The sequence below is a fragment of the Amycolatopsis sp. NPDC003731 genome (assembly GCF_053586895.1).
On the sequence record NZ_JBSFNC010000003.1, the window covers coordinates 1 to 15,141 of the forward strand.

At 72.6% G+C, this 15,141-nt stretch carries 19 protein-coding genes; 11 read left to right on the forward strand and 8 right to left on the reverse strand.

Translation table 11 applies throughout. The features are described 5' to 3' along the window. Nucleotides 1-171: 171 nt before the first annotated feature. The 3 genes from serB to ACWDN5_RS01890 are packed head-to-tail and all read left to right on the forward strand — an operon-like array spanning nucleotide 172 to nucleotide 2,598. A complete protein-coding gene (gene serB / locus ACWDN5_RS01880) occupies nucleotides 172-1,401 on the forward strand; it encodes a phosphoserine phosphatase SerB (protein WP_310967085.1) in 1,230 nt (409 codons plus the stop codon). Continuing rightward, entirely contained in the window at nucleotides 1,398-2,177 is a 780-nt protein-coding gene (locus ACWDN5_RS01885; RefSeq protein WP_449673878.1) for a peptidyl-tRNA hydrolase, read from the forward strand. The genes serB and ACWDN5_RS01885 overlap by 4 nt, the downstream gene beginning before the upstream one ends. Nucleotides 2,178-2,193: 16 nt before the next feature. Then, nucleotides 2,194-2,598 (forward strand): OsmC family protein, encoded by a 405-nt coding sequence (locus ACWDN5_RS01890; RefSeq protein WP_310967087.1) that lies wholly within the window; start codon nucleotides 2,194-2,196, stop codon nucleotides 2,596-2,598. Here the strand turns inward: ACWDN5_RS01890 and ACWDN5_RS01895 are convergent. The 3 genes from ACWDN5_RS01895 to ACWDN5_RS01905 all read right to left on the reverse strand — a co-directional run bounded on the left by ACWDN5_RS01895 (nucleotide 2,595) and on the right by ACWDN5_RS01905 (nucleotide 5,733). Beyond that, nucleotides 2,595-2,936, reverse strand: coding sequence for a hypothetical protein (locus ACWDN5_RS01895; protein ID WP_310967088.1), 342 nt, complete (start codon nucleotides 2,934-2,936; stop codon nucleotides 2,595-2,597). The two genes, ACWDN5_RS01890 and ACWDN5_RS01895, sit on opposite strands and share 4 nt — an antisense overlap. A gap of 58 nt (nucleotides 2,937-2,994) precedes the next feature. Further along, nucleotides 2,995-5,043 carry an ATP-dependent DNA helicase gene (locus ACWDN5_RS01900; RefSeq protein ID WP_449673879.1) on the reverse strand — a complete coding sequence of 683 codons (2,049 nt, stop codon included), beginning with the start codon at nucleotides 5,041-5,043 and terminating at the stop codon, nucleotides 2,995-2,997. Between the two features lie 102 nt (nucleotides 5,044-5,145). Next, on the reverse strand, nucleotides 5,146-5,733 hold the full coding sequence (locus ACWDN5_RS01905) for a biotin transporter BioY (RefSeq protein WP_310967090.1): 588 nt from the start codon (nucleotides 5,731-5,733) through the stop codon (nucleotides 5,146-5,148). A gap of 210 nt (nucleotides 5,734-5,943) precedes the next feature. Here ACWDN5_RS01905 and ACWDN5_RS01910 point away from each other — a divergent pair, with 210 nt between their 5' ends. Then, the gene (locus ACWDN5_RS01910; RefSeq protein ID WP_449674010.1) at nucleotides 5,944-6,558 is read left to right on the forward strand and encodes a choice-of-anchor P family protein; all 615 of its coding nucleotides are present in this window, start codon (nucleotides 5,944-5,946) and stop codon (nucleotides 6,556-6,558) included. Here the strand turns inward: ACWDN5_RS01910 and ACWDN5_RS01915 are convergent. From ACWDN5_RS01915 to ACWDN5_RS01925, 3 genes are read right to left on the reverse strand one after another with little or no spacing between them, the layout of a single operon-like run. Beyond that, on the reverse strand, nucleotides 6,519-7,193 hold the full coding sequence (locus tag ACWDN5_RS01915) for a bifunctional 4-hydroxy-2-oxoglutarate aldolase/2-dehydro-3-deoxy-phosphogluconate aldolase (protein WP_449673880.1): 675 nt from the start codon (nucleotides 7,191-7,193) through the stop codon (nucleotides 6,519-6,521). The two genes, ACWDN5_RS01910 and ACWDN5_RS01915, sit on opposite strands and share 40 nt — an antisense overlap. Then, nucleotides 7,190-7,768, reverse strand: a complete 579-nt coding sequence (locus ACWDN5_RS01920; protein ID WP_449673881.1) for an isochorismatase family protein — start codon at nucleotides 7,766-7,768, stop codon at nucleotides 7,190-7,192. Before ACWDN5_RS01920 ends, ACWDN5_RS01915 begins: the two co-directional genes overlap by 4 nt. A 15-nt stretch (nucleotides 7,769-7,783) precedes the next feature. Beyond that, a complete protein-coding gene (locus tag ACWDN5_RS01925; protein WP_449673882.1) occupies nucleotides 7,784-9,085 on the reverse strand; it encodes a nicotinate phosphoribosyltransferase in 1,302 nt (433 codons plus the stop codon). 74 nt (nucleotides 9,086-9,159) lie between these two features. Between ACWDN5_RS01925 and clpS the strand changes: the two genes are divergently transcribed. The 6 genes from clpS (at nucleotide 9,160) to ACWDN5_RS01955 (ending at nucleotide 12,758) form a co-directional block, all read left to right on the forward strand. Then, a complete protein-coding gene (gene clpS / locus ACWDN5_RS01930) occupies nucleotides 9,160-9,459 on the forward strand; it encodes an ATP-dependent Clp protease adapter ClpS (protein WP_004560461.1) in 300 nt (99 codons plus the stop codon). Beyond that, complete coding sequence (locus ACWDN5_RS01935) at nucleotides 9,456-10,013, forward strand: DUF2017 domain-containing protein (RefSeq protein WP_043776746.1); 558 nt, start codon at nucleotides 9,456-9,458, stop codon at nucleotides 10,011-10,013. The genes clpS and ACWDN5_RS01935 overlap by 4 nt, the downstream gene beginning before the upstream one ends. Continuing rightward, nucleotides 10,010-10,993: a P1 family peptidase gene (locus tag ACWDN5_RS01940; protein WP_449673883.1), complete on the forward strand. Its 984-nt coding sequence runs from the start codon at nucleotides 10,010-10,012 to the stop codon at nucleotides 10,991-10,993. The genes ACWDN5_RS01935 and ACWDN5_RS01940 overlap by 4 nt, the downstream gene beginning before the upstream one ends. 65 nt (nucleotides 10,994-11,058) lie before the next feature. Beyond that, nucleotides 11,059-11,466 (forward strand): Mov34/MPN/PAD-1 family protein, encoded by a 408-nt coding sequence (locus ACWDN5_RS01945; RefSeq protein WP_043776741.1) that lies wholly within the window; start codon nucleotides 11,059-11,061, stop codon nucleotides 11,464-11,466. Between the two features lie 65 nt (nucleotides 11,467-11,531). Continuing rightward, complete coding sequence (locus ACWDN5_RS01950; RefSeq protein ID WP_004559268.1) at nucleotides 11,532-11,804, forward strand: MoaD/ThiS family protein; 273 nt, start codon at nucleotides 11,532-11,534, stop codon at nucleotides 11,802-11,804. A 3-nt stretch (nucleotides 11,805-11,807) separates the two neighbouring features. Then, nucleotides 11,808-12,758: a PLP-dependent cysteine synthase family protein gene (locus ACWDN5_RS01955; RefSeq protein WP_176175261.1), complete on the forward strand. Its 951-nt coding sequence runs from the start codon at nucleotides 11,808-11,810 to the stop codon at nucleotides 12,756-12,758. Nucleotide 12,759: 1 nt separating this feature from the next. On the opposite strand, the gene ACWDN5_RS01960 is transcribed toward ACWDN5_RS01955, so the two are convergent. After that, nucleotides 12,760-13,587: an MBL fold metallo-hydrolase gene (locus tag ACWDN5_RS01960; protein ID WP_449673884.1), complete on the reverse strand. Its 828-nt coding sequence runs from the start codon at nucleotides 13,585-13,587 to the stop codon at nucleotides 12,760-12,762. Nucleotides 13,588-13,597: 10 nt separating this feature from the next. Between ACWDN5_RS01960 and ACWDN5_RS01965 the strand changes: the two genes are divergently transcribed. Further along, entirely contained in the window at nucleotides 13,598-14,314 is a 717-nt protein-coding gene (locus ACWDN5_RS01965; RefSeq protein WP_449673885.1) for an aspartate/glutamate racemase family protein, read from the forward strand. On the opposite strand, the gene ACWDN5_RS01970 is transcribed toward ACWDN5_RS01965, so the two are convergent. Next, nucleotides 14,272-15,123 carry an arylamine N-acetyltransferase family protein gene (locus tag ACWDN5_RS01970; protein ID WP_449673886.1) on the reverse strand — a complete coding sequence of 284 codons (852 nt, stop codon included), beginning with the start codon at nucleotides 15,121-15,123 and terminating at the stop codon, nucleotides 14,272-14,274. The genes ACWDN5_RS01965 and ACWDN5_RS01970 overlap by 43 nt on opposite strands. Between the last annotated feature and the right edge of the window lie 18 nt (nucleotides 15,124-15,141).

A 15,141-nucleotide genomic window follows, 5' to 3' on the forward strand; every position in this document is an offset into this window, starting at 1 on the left:
ACCCAGACCGTCGACCTCGCGCCGCAGAACGCCCGGTTCGTCCGCATGCAGGGCCTCAGGCGCGCCACCGGCTGGGGGTTCTCGCTCTGTGAAGCCGGGCACGCGCTCTACTTATGTCCGGCTCCGGACCGGCAGACTGGCCGGGCAGCGTTGCCGAACGAGGGATGACCAGTGACCCAGACCCCCGTCCTGATCACGACGACCGGCCCCGACAAGCCGGGTGTCTCGTCCGTGCTGTTCGCCGTGCTGACCCGGCACGACGTCGATGTGCTCGACGTCGAGCAGGTGGTCATCCGCGGGCAGCTCGTGCTCGGGGTGCTCGCCGGGGTCTACCGCGACCCTGAGGGGCTGCAGGAGACGGTCGAGCAGGCGATGGCGTCCGTCGGCATGCAGGTCGACGTCAAGATCGGCACGGCGATCGGCGAGGACCCGTTCGCGCTCGGCCGCCGCGACTCGACCCACGTCCTGGTGGTGTTGGGCCGCCCGGTGACCGCGCGGGGCTTCTCCGAGGTCGCCCGCCGGCTGGCCTCGCTGGGGGCCAACATCGACGCGATCCGCAGCGTCGCCGACTACCCGGTGACCGGGCTCGAGCTGTACGTCTCGGTCGACGAAGACACCGCCGGAGCCGACGCCGCGCTACGTTCCGAGCTCGCCGACGCCGCTGTCCAAGCGGGGGTCGACATCGCCGTGGAGCGGGCGGGCATCATGCGCCGGGCGAAGCGGCTCGTCGTGTTCGACGTGGACTCGACCCTGATCCAGGGCGAGGTCATCGAGATGCTGGGCGCGCACGCCGGGGTCGAGCCGGAGATCCGCGAGATCACCGAAGCGGCCATGCGCGGCGAACTGAACTTCACCGAGTCGCTGGAACGGCGGGTCGCGCTGCTGGCCGGCCTGCCGGCGACGGCGATCGACCAGGTCGCCGCGTCGATCGAACTCACGCCGGGTGCTCGCACCACGATCCGGACGCTCAAACGGATGGGCTTCCGCGCCGGCGTCGTCTCGGGCGGCTTCATGCAGGTCATCGAGGGTCTGGTCGACGAGCTCGGGCTCGACTTCGCGGTGGCGAACGAGCTCGAGATCGTGGACGGCAAGCTCACCGGGAAGGTCGTCGGCGACGTCGTCGACCGTGCCGGCAAGGCGAAGGTGCTTCGCCGCTTCGCCGCGGAGTACGACATCCCGCTCGAGCAGTGCGTCGCCGTCGGGGACGGCGCCAACGACATCGACATGCTGTCGGCCGCGGGCATGGGGGTCGCGTTCAACGCGAAGCCCGCGTTGCGCGAGGTGGCCGACGCCGCGCTGTCGCACCCGTACCTCGACGCCGTGTTGTTCATGCTCGGCCTCACCCGCGCCGAGGTCGAAGCGGCCGACGCCGCCGACGGGCTCGAGCTGATGCGTCCGTGAGCAGCGTTCTCGACCCCCTGGGCGGCCGCTACGCCTTCTGGCTGGGGCTTCCGGCCGAAGACACTTCCGACACCTCCGACGAGCTCCCGGAGGAGGTCCGCGCGATGCCGGTCATCCTGCGCATCGAACGGGCCGAGCCGCCGGGCCGCACGCCGCTGCTGGAGGCGGCGGCCGCGGCGGCGCTGGCCGTGTGCCTCGACGAGCGCGCGCAGCCCGGCGGCGAGTGGGCCGAGCCGATGCACGCGTGGCTCGACAACCGGATCCGGAAGGTCGCACGGCGGGCGCGGGGCGCGCACTGGGCGGCCGTCCAGGACCTGCCGGGCATCACCGTCGAGGTCGACGGCGCCGAGGCGCGGGCGCTCGTGCCGGGGCTGGTCACCGAGACCCCCAAGGAAGTCGCGCGGCTGCAGATCTCCGGCAGCGAACTGCCGGCGGACGAGCCGGGCCCGCTCCCGGAGGGCGTCCCGCTGCTGCTGCTCAACCCGCACGTGCCGATGACCGTCGGCAAGGGCGCCGCCCAGGTCGGCCACGCGACGATGATCCTCGCCGCGCTGCTGGACGACGCGGACCGAGCCGCCTGGGCCGCCCAGGGGTTCCGGGTCGCCGTGCGCACGGCGAGCCCGGCGCAGTGGAAGGAACTGCACCCGGGCGACGACCCGGAGGGCGCGTGGCGGCGCGACCGGGTGATCGCCGTGCGGGACGCCGGGTTCACCGAGGTCGACCCCGGCACGATCACGGTTCTCGCCCAGTGGGCGCCGGAACAAGCGGCCGGCTGAGCCGGTTGGAGCGGGCATGACACTGGAAGTGGAGCGCACCGGCGAGCACGCGTTCGTCGGGCGGAACGAGCGGGGTGCCGAGGTCCGGATCGGCCGCAAGGGCGCTGAAGGGGCGTTCTCGCCCGCCGAACTGCTGCAGATCGCGGCGGCGGGCTGCAGCGCGGTGACGGCCGAAGAGCTGATCACCCGGCGGATCGGCGAGGACGCGAAATTCCGCGTCGGTGTCTCAGCCGATCGGCGTGAAGGCGCTTCGGAACTGGACGCCGTGCACGTCGCGTTCGATGTCGACGTGTCGACTTTGTCGGCGGATCAGCGGGACGCCCTGGCCGGTGCCGTGGACCGTGCGATCGACCGGCTGTGCACGGTGAGCCGGACGCTCAAGAAGGGGATCCCGGTGACGGAGACCTTCCCGCAGGCCTAGTTCCGGCCGGATTCCCAGACGACGTAGGCCTGGTCGGCGTCGGTCGTCATGGCCTCGATGAACTTCTCGTTGTCGAAGCCCGGCAACGCCTGCAGGCGTTCGATGAGCGCGTCGGCCGCCGGGTCGCCGCTGGGGACTGCCGTTCCCTTGCCGTCGGTGCCCACCAGCATGAAGAAGACGTCCTCGTTCCACGGGCCGTCGGGGATGACCCGCACCATCACCGACGACAGGCCGGCCCACGTGACAGCTTCTTCGCTGCCGTCCGCGAGCCGCCGCCGCACGCCGGTGTCGTCGACGCTGACGGTCCGGGACTGGGCGCTGGACGAATCCTGGGTCAACCGGTGCTCCCTTGTTGCTTCGGTGGCTTCACCGTACCGGGCGCGGCTGTGGACCGCGTCACGCGGGCGCGGCTGCGTCCAGCCGGCGCAGCGCCTCCCGCACCACCTTCGGGTCCATCGTGGGCCAGAACGGCGGCAGCGACGCCCGCAGGAAGCCGCCGTACCGGGCGTTCGCCAGCCGCGAATCCAGCACCGCCACCACCCCGCGGTCGCTCACCGCCCGGTGCAGCCGCCCGGTGCCCTGCGCCAGCAGCAAAGCGGCGTGCGTGGCCGCCACCGCCAGGAACCCGTTGCCGCCGCGGGCTTCGACCGCGCGCTGGCGGGCCGAGGACACCGGGTCGTCCGGGCGCGGGAACGGGATCCGGTCGACCACCACCAGCTGCAGTGACGGCCCGGGCACGTCCACGCCCTGCCACAGCGAGAGCGTGCCGAACAGGCACGTGCGGACGTCCTCGGAGAACTTCTGGACCAGCAGCGAGGTCGCGTCGTCGCCCTGGCACAGGATCGGGAAGTCCAGCCGCTCGCGCATCTCCTCGGTGGCCTGCTTGGCCGCGCGCATCGACGAGAACAACCCGAGCGTGCGCCCGCCCGCCGCCTCGATCAGCTCGGCCAGTTCGTCCATTGTGGACGAAGTCAGGCCGTCGCGGCCCGGCGGCGGCAGGTGCTTGGCCAGGTACAGGATGCCGTTGCGCCGGTGGTCGAACGGCGAGCCGACGTCCAGGCCGGTCCACTTCGGGCCCGACTCGTCCGACGGCGCTTCCTTCTCCGTCGCCGCGCCCGGTGCCTGCTCCACGCGGGCCGCGCCCGGCGGGAGACCCCATTGCCGCGCCATCGTGTCGAACGTGCCGCCCAGGGTCAGCGTCGCCGACGTCAGGATCGTCGTGTGCTGGTTGAACACCCGCTCGCGCAGCAGGCCGGCGACACCCAGCGGCGCCACCTTCAGCGCCGGCGGCCGCGGGTTCGACGAATACTTGTCGCCGGAGAGCCAGACGACGTCGCGCTGGTGCGCCTGGTCCTCGTCGAACGCCTCCAGCAGCCGGACCGCGGTGTCGTGCACCTCGTCGAGCAGCGACCGCGCCAACTTCCGTGCGGTGGCCCCCTCGACGTCCTCCTTGCGATCGCTGCCCAGCGCCGTGATGCACGCGTGCGCGGCGTCGCGGACCGCCGGGATCGCGCCCTGCAACGGCCGCGGCAGCTCGTCCATCCGGCCCGCGGGCAGGTCGTCGACGATCAGCGCCAGCCCGTCACCCGCCTCCAGCAGGCGATCCGCGACGTCGGCGTCGATGAGCTTGCCGCAGCGGCGCGCGGCCGACGCGCACATCGCGCTGGTCAGCTCGCCGGTGGCGACCGAGGTGACCCGGTCGACCAGGTCGTGGGCCTCGTCGATGATCACCACGTCGTGGTCCGGCAGGACCTGGTAGCCCTGCAGCGCGTCGATCGCCAGCAGCGCGTGGTTGGTGACGATGACGTCGGCGCGGCCGGCCTCGGCGCGGGCGCGCTCGGCGAAGCAGTCCGTGCCGATCGGACAGCGCGAAGCGCCGAGACATTCCTTCGCCGTCACCGAAACCTGGCGCCACGCCTGGTCGGAGACACCGGGGACGAGCTCGTCGCGATCGCCGGTTTCGGTGTCCGAGGCCCACTCCCGCAGCCGGGTGACCTCCTTGCCCAGCCGGGACACCGCGAACGGGTCGAAGAGCTGGGCGTCCTCCGGCTCGTCCGGCGCGCCGGAATCCAGCCGGTGCAGGCACATGTAGTTGCGGCGGCCCTTGAGGATGGCGAAGGTCGGCTCGCGGCCGAGCGGCTTCTTCAACGCCTTCGCCAGGCGCGGCAGGTCACGGTCGACGAGCTGGCGCTGCAGCGCGATCGTCGCCGTCGAGACCACGACCGTCGCTTCCTTCTCGACGGCGTGGCGGATGGCGGGCACGAGGTAGGCCAGTGACTTGCCGGTGCCGGTGCCGGCCTGCACGGCCAGGTGCTCACCGGTGCGGATGGCGCGGCCGACGGCATCGGCCATCTGGACCTGCCCTGGGCGTTCGGCACCGCCGACGGACTCCACCGCGTGGGTGAGGAGTTCGAGGACGCCGGGGAAATCGGTTCGGGCGGGCACAGCGACACATTAGCCGCCACCACCGACAGAGATCGGTGCTCCGTCGCGAACGGGCCACTCGCGTCGCGGGACCTCCCGGGTGGGAGGTCCCGCGATGAGTGGTCACTCCTGCTCGCGGCCGGAGACCAGCTTCCAGGTCAGCGGCAGCAGGCCGGCGGCCACGACGATCTTGATCGCGTCCCCGGCCAGGAACGGCGTGACGCCCTTGGCGAACGCCGTCGACAGGTCGAAGCCGGTCGAGGCCATCAGCCACGGCACACCGAACGCGTAGATGACCAGGTTGCCGAGCACCATGGTGCCCGCGGTGCGCACCGGCGTCCGGTCGCCGCCGCGGCCGGCGAGCGCGCCGACCAGGGCACCGGCGAAGACGAACCCGACGATGTAGCCGGCGCTCGCGCCGGACAGGCCCGCGGTGCCGTGCTGGAACCAGGGCACGCCCACGGCGCCGACCAGCAGGTACACCAGCATCGAAGCGGCGCCGCGCGACATGCCCAGCGACGCGCCGACGAGCAGCGCGGCGAACGTCTGGCCGGTCATCGGCACCGGGCTGCCCGGTACCGGGATCGTCAGCTGCGCGGCGGCGCCGGTGAGCACGGCACCGCCGGCGACCAGCGCGATGTCCCGCACGAGCGAGCCGGGCACGAGGTCGGCCAGCACGGGCCGCTTGCCGGCGAAGGACAGCGAAGACACGAAACCTCCCGAGGTGAACAGGCGACGCCCGAGGTTAACGCTCGTTACCGTCCCGTGGACCCGCCGAGTTGCGTTCCTCACCGGCCACTCGTCCGGGTGGACCCGATCAGGGCGGCCGCCGGACCGGCCGATGACGAAGGGCACAGCTGCGATCTGTCACGGGACCGAGGAGGCCGGAGCATGCGGAACGCCAGGAAGAGGACATATCGGTTGCTGGCGGTGACGACGCTGGCCGTTCCGCTCCTCGGCGCGGCGGCCCCCGTGACGTCCACCGGATGGGCGTCGTCCGGCTCGGTGGACGTGACGATCGACAACGAGCACGTCGTCACCGGTGAACTGGCGAAATGCACCGTCGACGGCCCGTACAAGGGCTGGACGCAGGGAGGTGCCACGGGCGACATCGCCGTGTTCGGGGCCGGGGACACCGGGTGCGGGCGGTCCGGCGAGGTGGCGATCGCCCAGGCGGCCGGGCGCCGCTTCAAGGCGACCGTGCTGAAGCGCTACGGCGGCCCGGAACTCACCGTCCGGACGTTCTCGGCGAAGTGCGCGACGACCGCCACCGGCAGCCTCGGCGAGGTGGCGGTCGGCGCCGTCGAGGGCGTCACCGTGCCGGAGGAGATCCCGCCCAACTACCGGATCGTCATCCCCGGCGGGGCCGCCGGCACCGCGCTGGCGACGGTCGTGCTCAACGAGACCGTGACGCCCCAGCCACCGGACGGCAGCCTGGTGACGCACGCGGTGCACATCAAGCTGTTCCCGCAGGGCGGGCCGGCCGGCGGCGACCTCTACCTGGGCACGGCCGCCTGCGACCCCTTCGGGAAGTAGGCCAGGCGAGAAGCCGCCGCGACAAACTCGCCCGCGCGCGTGGCCAGGTCCGGCAGGCTGCCGCCGGAGGACAGCGCGTCACCCAGCAACGGCGTCGCCGCGGCGACCGCGATCGCGCCCGCCCGCAGGTAGCCCTCGACGTCGGCCAGGTGGACGCCGCCGGTCGGCACCAGGGGGACGTCCGGCAGCGGCGCCCGCACCGCGCGCAGGTACGCGACCCCGCCGACGGCCGCGACCGGGAACACCTTCACCGCGGCCGCGCCGAGCCGCCAGGCCTGGTCGATCTCCGTCGGCGTCAGCGCGCCGCAGATCACCGGGGTGTCCAGCGCCGCGGCGCGCTCGAGGACCGCGGGGTTGACCGTCGGCGTGATCAGGTACGCGGCACCGGCGTCGACCGCGACGTCCACATCGGACGGCTCGCGGACGCTGCCCGCACCGATCAGCGCGTCTTCGCCGAGCGCCAGCCGCAGCGCGGTGATGGCCGCGGGCGCGCCCGGCGTCGTCAGCGTCGCTTCGAGCAGGCGGACGCCCGCCGCGTGCAGCACCATCGCCGCGTCGGCGAACCGGGAAGCGTCCGAAGCACGCAGGATCGCGACGAGCCGGTGTTCCGCCAGCGCGGCCTGCAGGTCCTTCACGCGGCCGGGCCGACGGCGGCGGTGCCGGTGTAGGTGACGCCCGCCTCGTCGAAGTCCTTCAGCGTCGCCTCGACCGTGGGCTGCGAGCCGCCGACGGTGAGGTCGAGCAGCACCCGCACGCCGAAGCCGGCCTTCTTCGCGTCGAGGGCCGTCGCCCGGACGCAGAAGTCCGTCGCGATGCCGACGACGTCGACGTCGGTGACGTCGTGCTCGCGCAGCCAGGCTTCGAGGGACTTCCCGTCGCGGGCCGCGCCTTCGAAGCCGGAGTACGCGGCGCTGTACTCGCCCTTGGAGAACACCTCGCCGATCGGGACGACGTCGAGGGCGGCGTGGAACGACGCGCCCGCGGTGCCGGCGACGCAGTGCACCGGCCAGCTGTCCTTGAAGTCCGGCGTCTCGCTGAAGTGGTCGCCGGGGTCGATGTGGTTGTCGCGGGTGGCCACGACGTGGCTGTACCCGCCTTCGGCGGCCTGCTTGGAGATGGCGGCGGCCGCGGCGGCCCCGCCCGGCAGGCCGAGTGAGCCCCCTTCGCAGAAGTCGTTCTGCACGTCCACCACGATCAGCGCGGTACCCATCGGTCGAACTCCCTCTCAGAGGAACAGCGTCGGGATAGCGGGCTCGCCGTGCGAGAGCTTGAGGCCCTCCCACGGCAGGCTGACCAGGCCGCGGCGCAGCCGCTGCCTCGCGTCGTCGAGCGTAGGCAGGTCCGGCTCCGGGCGGCCACCGCGGATCAGGGGGATCTGCAGCGGCCGGTCGTTCGCCTCGGGCTCGGGCGCGCTCGTACCGGACGCCCAGACGACTTCTTCGACCGCCGTGCCGGTGGTGCGGTGGCGCCGCAGCGCGGACTTGCGGCCGCCGCGGGACTCCTTGTGCGCGCTGCGCTTGGCGACCGGCTTGCCGTCCACTTCGACCAGCTTGTAGACCATGCCGGCGGTCGGTGCGCCGGAACCGGTCACGACCGAGGTGCCGACGCCGTACGCGTCCACCGGCTCCGCGCGCAGCGCCGCGATGGCGTGCTCGTCCAGGTCGCCGGACACCACGATCCGGGTGTCCTTGGCGCCCAGGGAATCCAGTTGCTCGCGGGCGCGGCGGGCGAGCGGGCCGACGTCGCCGGAGTCGATCCGGATCGCGCCGAGCTCGGGGCCGGCGACGCGGACCGCCGTCTCGATGCCCGCGGTGATGTCGTAGGTGTCGACCAGCAGCGTGGTGTCCGCGCCCATCTTGTCCACCTGGGCGCGGAAGGCGGCTTCCTCGCTGTCGTGCAGCAGCATGAAGGCGTGCGCGACGGTGCCGCGGGTCGGGATGCCGTAGCGGCGCCCGGCTTCCAGGTTGGACGTCGTCGCGAACCCGGCCAGGTAGGCGGCGCGCGCGGCCGCGACGGCGGCGTACTCGTGCGTGCGGCGGCCGCCCATCTCGATGATCGGACGGCCGTGCGCGGCGCCGGACATCCGGGCCGCCGCCGACGCGATGGCGCTGTCGTGGTTGAGGATCGACAGCACCAGCGTCTCCAGCAGCACGCATTCGCCGAACGAACCGGTGACGGTGAGGATCGGCGAGCCCGGGAAGTACAGCTCGCCCTCGGGATAGCCGTCGATGTCGCCGGAGAACTCGTAGTCGGCCAGCCAGGCGAGCGTCGCGTCGTCGACGACCGCGGTGGCCTCCAGCTGCGCCAGTTCGGCGTCGGTGAACCGGAAGTCCGCGATCGCGTCGAGCACCCGGGCGGTGCCCGCGACGACGCCGTAGCGCCGCCCGTCCGGCAGCCTCCTGGCGAAGACCTCGAACACGCAGGGCCGCTGTGCGGTCCCGTCGGCGAGCGCGCTGCCCAGCATGGTCAGCTCGTAGTGGTCGGTGAGCAGCGCAGTGCTGGCCGTGACCGGCTCCGGTGAACCCATGGGGTAAGCCTATTCACCCACATGGCCGGACCTGGCGCGGCGTACCCGGTGACCTCCGTGACACCATGGGGTGCATGTCCACGCCTGTCGCATCCGAACAGACGCAGGTCGAACCGGCCGGTGCCGAGGTCGCCGAGTCGGACACACCGTGGCGGACCGTGGTGTGGAACGACCCGGTCAACCTGATGTCGTACGTGACGTACGTCTTCCAGAAGCTGTTCGGCTACAGCCGGGACCACGCCACCAAGCTGATGCTGGACGTGCACCACAAGGGCAAGGCGATCGTCTCGTCCGGCAGCAAGGAGAAGGTGGAGACGGACGTGGCGAAACTCCACGCGGCGGGCCTCTGGGCCACCATGGAGCAGCCCTCGTGAACGGTTGGCGGCGCAAGGGCGCGGTGATCCACGCGGGATTCGAGCAGCAGGAGGCGGCCGTGCTGCGCGGGCTGGTCAGCCAGCTCGAGGACATGCTCACCGCGCGGGCCGAAGAGGCGCCCCAGGACGAGCTCGCCGAGCTCACCGGCATCCGGACCGGGCCGACGGAGTCCCCGGACGACCCGGTGCTCTCACGGCTGCTCCCGGACTTCCACAAGCTCGACCCGGACAACCCGTCCCGCGAGGACATCGACTCGGTCGCGGCGATGCGCTCGCTGCACGAGCCGGAGCTGCTCGACATCAAGGTCGGCGTGGCCAAGATCGTGCTCGACACGCTGCCCCGCGACGGCGGCCACGTCCGGCTGACCGAGGAGCAGGCCGACGCCTGGCTGGGCGCGCTCAACGACGTCCGGCTGGCGCTCGGCACCGCGCTCGACGTCACCGAGGACATGCCGGACGAGCTGCCCGAGGACGACCCGCGGGCGCCGCACCTCGGCGTCTACCACTGGCTGACCTGGGTGCAGGAGACGCTGATCCAGGCGCTCACGGGATGATCACCGACGTGCCGGGTGTCCTGGTCGGGCACCACGAACGGGTCGGCGACGGCTGGGCCACCGGGACGACGGTGGTGCTGGTGCCCGAGGGCGCGGTCGGCGCGGTCGACCAGCGCGGCGGCGCACCCGGCACGCGGGAGACGAACCTCCTGGAACCGGAGAACCTGGTCCAGCGGGTCAACGCGGTGTGCCTGTCGGGCGGCTCGGCGTACGGCCTCGCCGCGGCCGACGGCGTGATGCGGTGGCTTTCGGAGCGCAACCTGGGCTTTCCGGTGGGCGCGCAGCCGCACGAGGTGGTGCCGATCGTGCCCGCGGCCGTGCTGTTCGACCTGCCGCGGAGCGAGTGGGGCAACCGGCCTGATGCGTCCTTCGGCTACGCGGCCTGCTCGACGGCGTCTGCCGGTCCGGTGCCGCAGGGAACGGTCGGGGCGGGCGCGGGGGCGGCCGTCGGGTCGCTGAAGGGCGGGATCGGGTCGGCGAGCGAAGTCGTGGGCGAGTTCACGGTCGGGGCGCTGGCGGCGGTGAACGCGGCCGGCGAGGCGGTGGACCTGTCGACCGGCCGGGCGTACGCGGCCGACCACGGCGACTTCGGCGTGACGTGGCCTTCGCGTCCTGCCGACCTGCCGTCCCGGCGGACGGACCTCAACACGACGATCGGCGTGGTCGCGGTCGACGCGGCGCTGTCGAAGGCCGAAGCGCGGCGGCTCGCGGTCGCGGCGCAGGACGGGCTGGCGCGCGCGGTGCGGCCGGCGCACACGATGTTCGACGGCGACACGGTGTTCGCGCTGGCCACGGGGGCGCACGAGCTGCCGGGCGCGAGCGGCCCGTTCGGCGCGGCGGCCCGGCCGGCGGCGCTGGACGCCCTGTGCTCGGCGGCGGCGCGGGTGTTCGCGCGGGCGATGGTGCACGGGCTCCTGGCGGCGACCACGGCCGGTGGCGTGCCGGCCTACCGGGACGTCTGGCCGGAGGCCTTCGCCTGAAACGCGCTGGTGAGGGCTGTATCTCATCATCTGGACGTGACTTGTCCACCCCCTAAGATGGCGGTGTGCTCCGGATCCGCCGTGAACTCGTCGACGAGATCGTCGCCCACGCCCGTCGTGACCACCCCGACGAGGCGTGCGGGGTGATCGCCGGGCCCGAAGGCTCGGATTCCCCCGAGCGGTTCATCCCCATGCTGAACGCGGCCCGGTCACCGACGTTCTACGAGTTCGACTCCGGCGACCTGCTGAAGCTCTACCGCGAGATGGCCGCGAACGACGAGGTGCCGGTGGTCATCTACCACTCGCACACCGCGACCGAGGCCTACCCGTCGCGGACCGACGCGAACATCGCCGCCGAGCCGGACGCGCACTACGTGCTCGTCTCCACCCGCGACCCCGAAGTGCACGAGTTCCGGTCGTACCGGATCGTGGACGCCGAGATCACCGAGGAGCCGGTCGAGATCGTCGACTGAGCCCTCGGAATAAACCGCCGCGCCACCGGCGTCTGCGTGTAAGAACCCACCGGAGGTAAGAACCCATGGCCGTGACCGTCTCCATCCCGACGATCCTGCGCACCCACACCGGCGGCGAGAAGTCCGTCGAGGCGAAGGGCGCGACCGTCCTCGAGGTCATCGACGACGTCGAGGCCCGGCACGCCGGCATCAAGGCGCGCCTGGTCAAGGAGGAGAAGCTGCACCGCTTCATCAACGTCTACGTCAACGACGAGGACGTGCGCTTCGCCGGCGGGCTCGAGGCCGAGGTCAAGGACGGCGACACCCTGACCATCCTCCCCGCCGTGGCCGGTGGCTGATCGATGGCTCGCTTCGAGTCCCTGCTCGACGCGCTCGGCGGCACCCCGCTGGTCGGGCTGCCCCGGCTCTCCCCGACGCACGACGTGCGCCTGTGGGCGAAGCTGGAGGACCGCAACCCGACCGGCTCGATCAAGGACCGGCCCGCGCTGGCCATGATCGAAGCCGCCGAGCGTGAAGGCAAGCTCCGGCGCGGCTCCACGATCCTGGAGCCGACGTCGGGCAACACCGGCATCTCGCTGGCCATGGCCGCCAAGCTCAAGGGCTACGGGCTGGTCTGCGTGATGCCGGAGAACACCTCCACCGAGCGCAAACAGCTGCTGCAGGCCTACGGCGCGCGGATCGTCTTCTCGCCGGCCGCGGGCGGCTCGAACGAGGCCGTCCGGCGGGCGAAGGAACTGGCCGAGGCGAACCCGGACTGGGTGATGCTCTACCAGTACGGCAACCCGGCCAACGCCGACGCGCACTACCGCGGCACCGGCCCGGAGCTGCTCAAGGACCTGCCGACGCTGACGCACTTCGTCGGCGGCCTCGGCACGACCGGGACGCTGGTGGGCGTCGGGCGCTACCTGCACGAGGCCAAGCCGGACGTCCAGATCATCGCGGCCGAGCCGCGCTACGGCGAGCTGGTGTACGGCCTGCGCAACCTCGACGAGGGGTTCGTGCCGGAGCTGTACGACGCTTCGGTGCTCAACGGGCGCTACTCCGTGGGGGCGTACGACGCGTTGCGGCGCACCCGGGAGCTGCTGGAGCACGAAGGCATCTTCGCGGGCATCTCGACGGGCGCGGTGCTGCACGCGGCGCTGGCCGTGGCCGAGAAGGCCGCGGCCCGGGGTGAGCAGGCGGACGTCGCGTTCGTCGTCGCGGACGCCGGGTGGAAGTACCTGTCCACCGGGGCTTACGCCGGGTCGCTCGACGAGGCCGCCGAACGGCTCGACGGGCAGCTCTGGGCCTGAGTCACTCCCGCCGCCAGAGTTCGGGGAGGGCGAGGTCGACGCCGTCGGCCTCGGCCAGCCGCTCGAAGGTCGCCATCGTCGCGCCGAAGTCGTCGAAGAGCTTGGGCAGCAGCTTGAGCGGCTTGGACAACGGGCGCCAGAAGGCGTCCCAGTGGATCGGGCGGACGACGCGGGCGCCGAGCGCGCCGACGGTCTCCCGCCAGTACCGCTCGCGCCACTCTTCGGTCTGCTTGCCGGCCGCTCCGGCGCCCAGGTAGACGGTGTCCGCCCGGTAGCCGGCCAGCGCGCCGGGCACGAAGTTCGCCGACGCGTGGACCAGCACGTTCCCCGCGGCGTGCGCGATGTGGAACGAGTAGCACCGCCCGGTCTTGAACGCCTTCGCCCTGGCCGGCAGCCGGACCGGCTCGGTGATCTCGCCCGGCACCCGGTCGCCGGGGCTGTGGACGGCGTCGACCGGCGTCACGGTGAAGGCACCGAACTCGACGGGCCTGCCCGGCACCAGTTCCGCGAACGGCTCCGCGGCCAGGCCGTACCCCTCCTGGACCTTCCGGGTCGACGGCGAGCCGGCGAGCATGGCGCCGGTCAGCTCGGCGACGACCGGGGCGTCCAGCACGTGGTCGACGTGGGAATGCGCGACCAGGACCGCATCCAGCGCCGTGACGCCGAGGCGCCGCAGGGCCGCCTCGATCCGGGCGCGGTCCGGCGCCACGCGCGTCGCCATCCTCAGCAGGGACGGCCGCGAGAAGAAGCCGTCGACCAGGACGGCCGAGGTGCCGTCGGTGACCAGGACGTTCGCCACTCCGGCGAACGCCGTGCGCAGTGGGGGCATGCTGGACATCATGAAGGTCATCGGACTGCTCGGCGGGATGAGCTGGGAATCGTCGAGCGAGTACTACCGGCTCGTCAACGAACGGGTGAAGGCCCTCCTCGGCGGGTTCCACTCGGCGCACACCGTGCTCTACTCCGTCGACTTCGCCGCGATCGAGCGGATGCAGGCCGACGGCCGCTGGGACGACGCCGGTGCCGAGCTCAACCGGGCCGCCAAGGCCCTCGAAGCGGCCGGGGCCGACTTCGTGGTGCTCTGCACCAACACCATGCACAAGGTCGCCGACCGGCTCGAGGACGGCCTCGGCATCCCGCTGCTGCACCTCGCCGACGCCACCGCCGCGGCGGTCAAAACCGCCGGCGTCCGCCGCGTCGGGCTGCTCGGGACCGGTTTCACCATGGGGCAGCCCTTCTACCGCGAGCGCCTCGCCGCGCACGGCCTCGACGTGCTTGTGCCGGCCGCCGAAGACCGCGACCTCGTGCACCGGATCATCTACGACGAACTGGTGCTCGGCGTCGTCGAAGACAGCTCGCGAGAGGCCTACCGCGGGGTGATCGCCCGGCTGGCCGACGCGGGCGCCGAGGGTGTCATCTACGGCTGCACCGAGATCGAGCTGCTCGTCGGCCCGGAGGACAGCCCGGTGCCGACGTTCCCCACGACCCGCCTGCACGCCGAAGCAGCGGTGGACTACGCGCTCGGCACCACCTCACTGCCCCGGCCGCCGGCGTGAGCCTCGTGCTGGGCGACGCACTGCCGCCACAGCCGCTCGCGCTCCCCCGCCGTGAACAGCGCCGCCGGGATGCCGAACACGTCACCCGCGGCCGCCCACCAGTCGCCGGGTGACTCGACCACCTCCTTGGCGCCGTGGCGGTTCAGGGTGAGCGCACGCAGGGTGTCGACGCCCGCCTCGTCCCGCCGCTGCACCACGCACACCCGCACGAACCCGGACCCGGGTGCCGTCGACAGCCAGGCGTGCTTCTCCGCGAAGTCCGCCATCTCCGCGACGCCGGGCGCGAAATCCATGCCGGTGAAGCTGCCCGACGGGTCGTGGTCGAACCGCCAGCCGCCCGGCGCCACTTCCGACGGCCGCAGCCGGTAGGTGTGCGGGCCCTGCACGTAGGTGCCTTCCCGGAGGGGGAGCGGCTCGTGCGGGCCGTCCCCGAGCCCCGCGTCGACCAGCCACGCCGTTCCCGGGGCGTCCGGCAGCCCGGTGACGGTCAGCGCCAGGTGGTTGCGGCCGACGTTCGGCTCGTCCGCCGGGCTGCCCTGCACCCCGCCCAGGTGCCGGGTGACCTGGTAGCCGAGCGCCGCCAGCAGGGCCGAGAATGCCCCGTTCAGGTGATAGCAGTACCCGCCGCGGCCCCGCAGGATCCGCGCCAGCGACGCCGACGGCTCGAGCGGGGTGGGCCGCCCGAGCTGCACCTCCAGCGCCTCGTACGGCACGCGTTCGACGTGCGCCGCGTGCAGCCGCCGCAGCGCACCGAAGCTCGGCGGCTCGGGATCGAGGCCGAGCCGCGCGAGGTAACCGATGACGTCCATGCCCGACAAGCTAGCGGC

Bases quoted from the DNA above. Each gene is read 5' to 3' on its own strand.
- ACWDN5_RS01965 (WP_449673885.1), top strand. From the start codon at position 13,598: ATGAAGGTCATCGGACTGCTCGGCGGGATGAGCTGGGAATCGTCGAGC.
- ACWDN5_RS01950 (WP_004559268.1), top strand. From the start codon at position 11,532: ATGGCCGTGACCGTCTCCATCCCGACGATCCTGCGCACCCACACCGGC.
- clpS (WP_004560461.1), top strand. From the start codon at position 9,160: ATGTCCACGCCTGTCGCATCCGAACAGACGCAGGTCGAACCGGCCGGT.
- ACWDN5_RS01970 (WP_449673886.1), bottom strand. From the start codon at position 15,123: ATGGACGTCATCGGTTACCTCGCGCGGCTCGGCCTCGATCCCGAGCCG.
- ACWDN5_RS01940 (WP_449673883.1), top strand. From the start codon at position 10,010: ATGATCACCGACGTGCCGGGTGTCCTGGTCGGGCACCACGAACGGGTC.
- ACWDN5_RS01960 (WP_449673884.1), bottom strand. From the start codon at position 13,587: ATGCCCCCACTGCGCACGGCGTTCGCCGGAGTGGCGAACGTCCTGGTC.
- ACWDN5_RS01920 (WP_449673881.1), bottom strand. From the start codon at position 7,768: ATGGGTACCGCGCTGATCGTGGTGGACGTGCAGAACGACTTCTGCGAA.
- ACWDN5_RS01890 (WP_310967087.1), top strand. From the start codon at position 2,194: ATGACACTGGAAGTGGAGCGCACCGGCGAGCACGCGTTCGTCGGGCGG.
- ACWDN5_RS01955 (WP_176175261.1), top strand. From the start codon at position 11,808: ATGGCTCGCTTCGAGTCCCTGCTCGACGCGCTCGGCGGCACCCCGCTG.
- ACWDN5_RS01925 (WP_449673882.1), bottom strand. From the start codon at position 9,085: ATGGGTTCACCGGAGCCGGTCACGGCCAGCACTGCGCTGCTCACCGAC.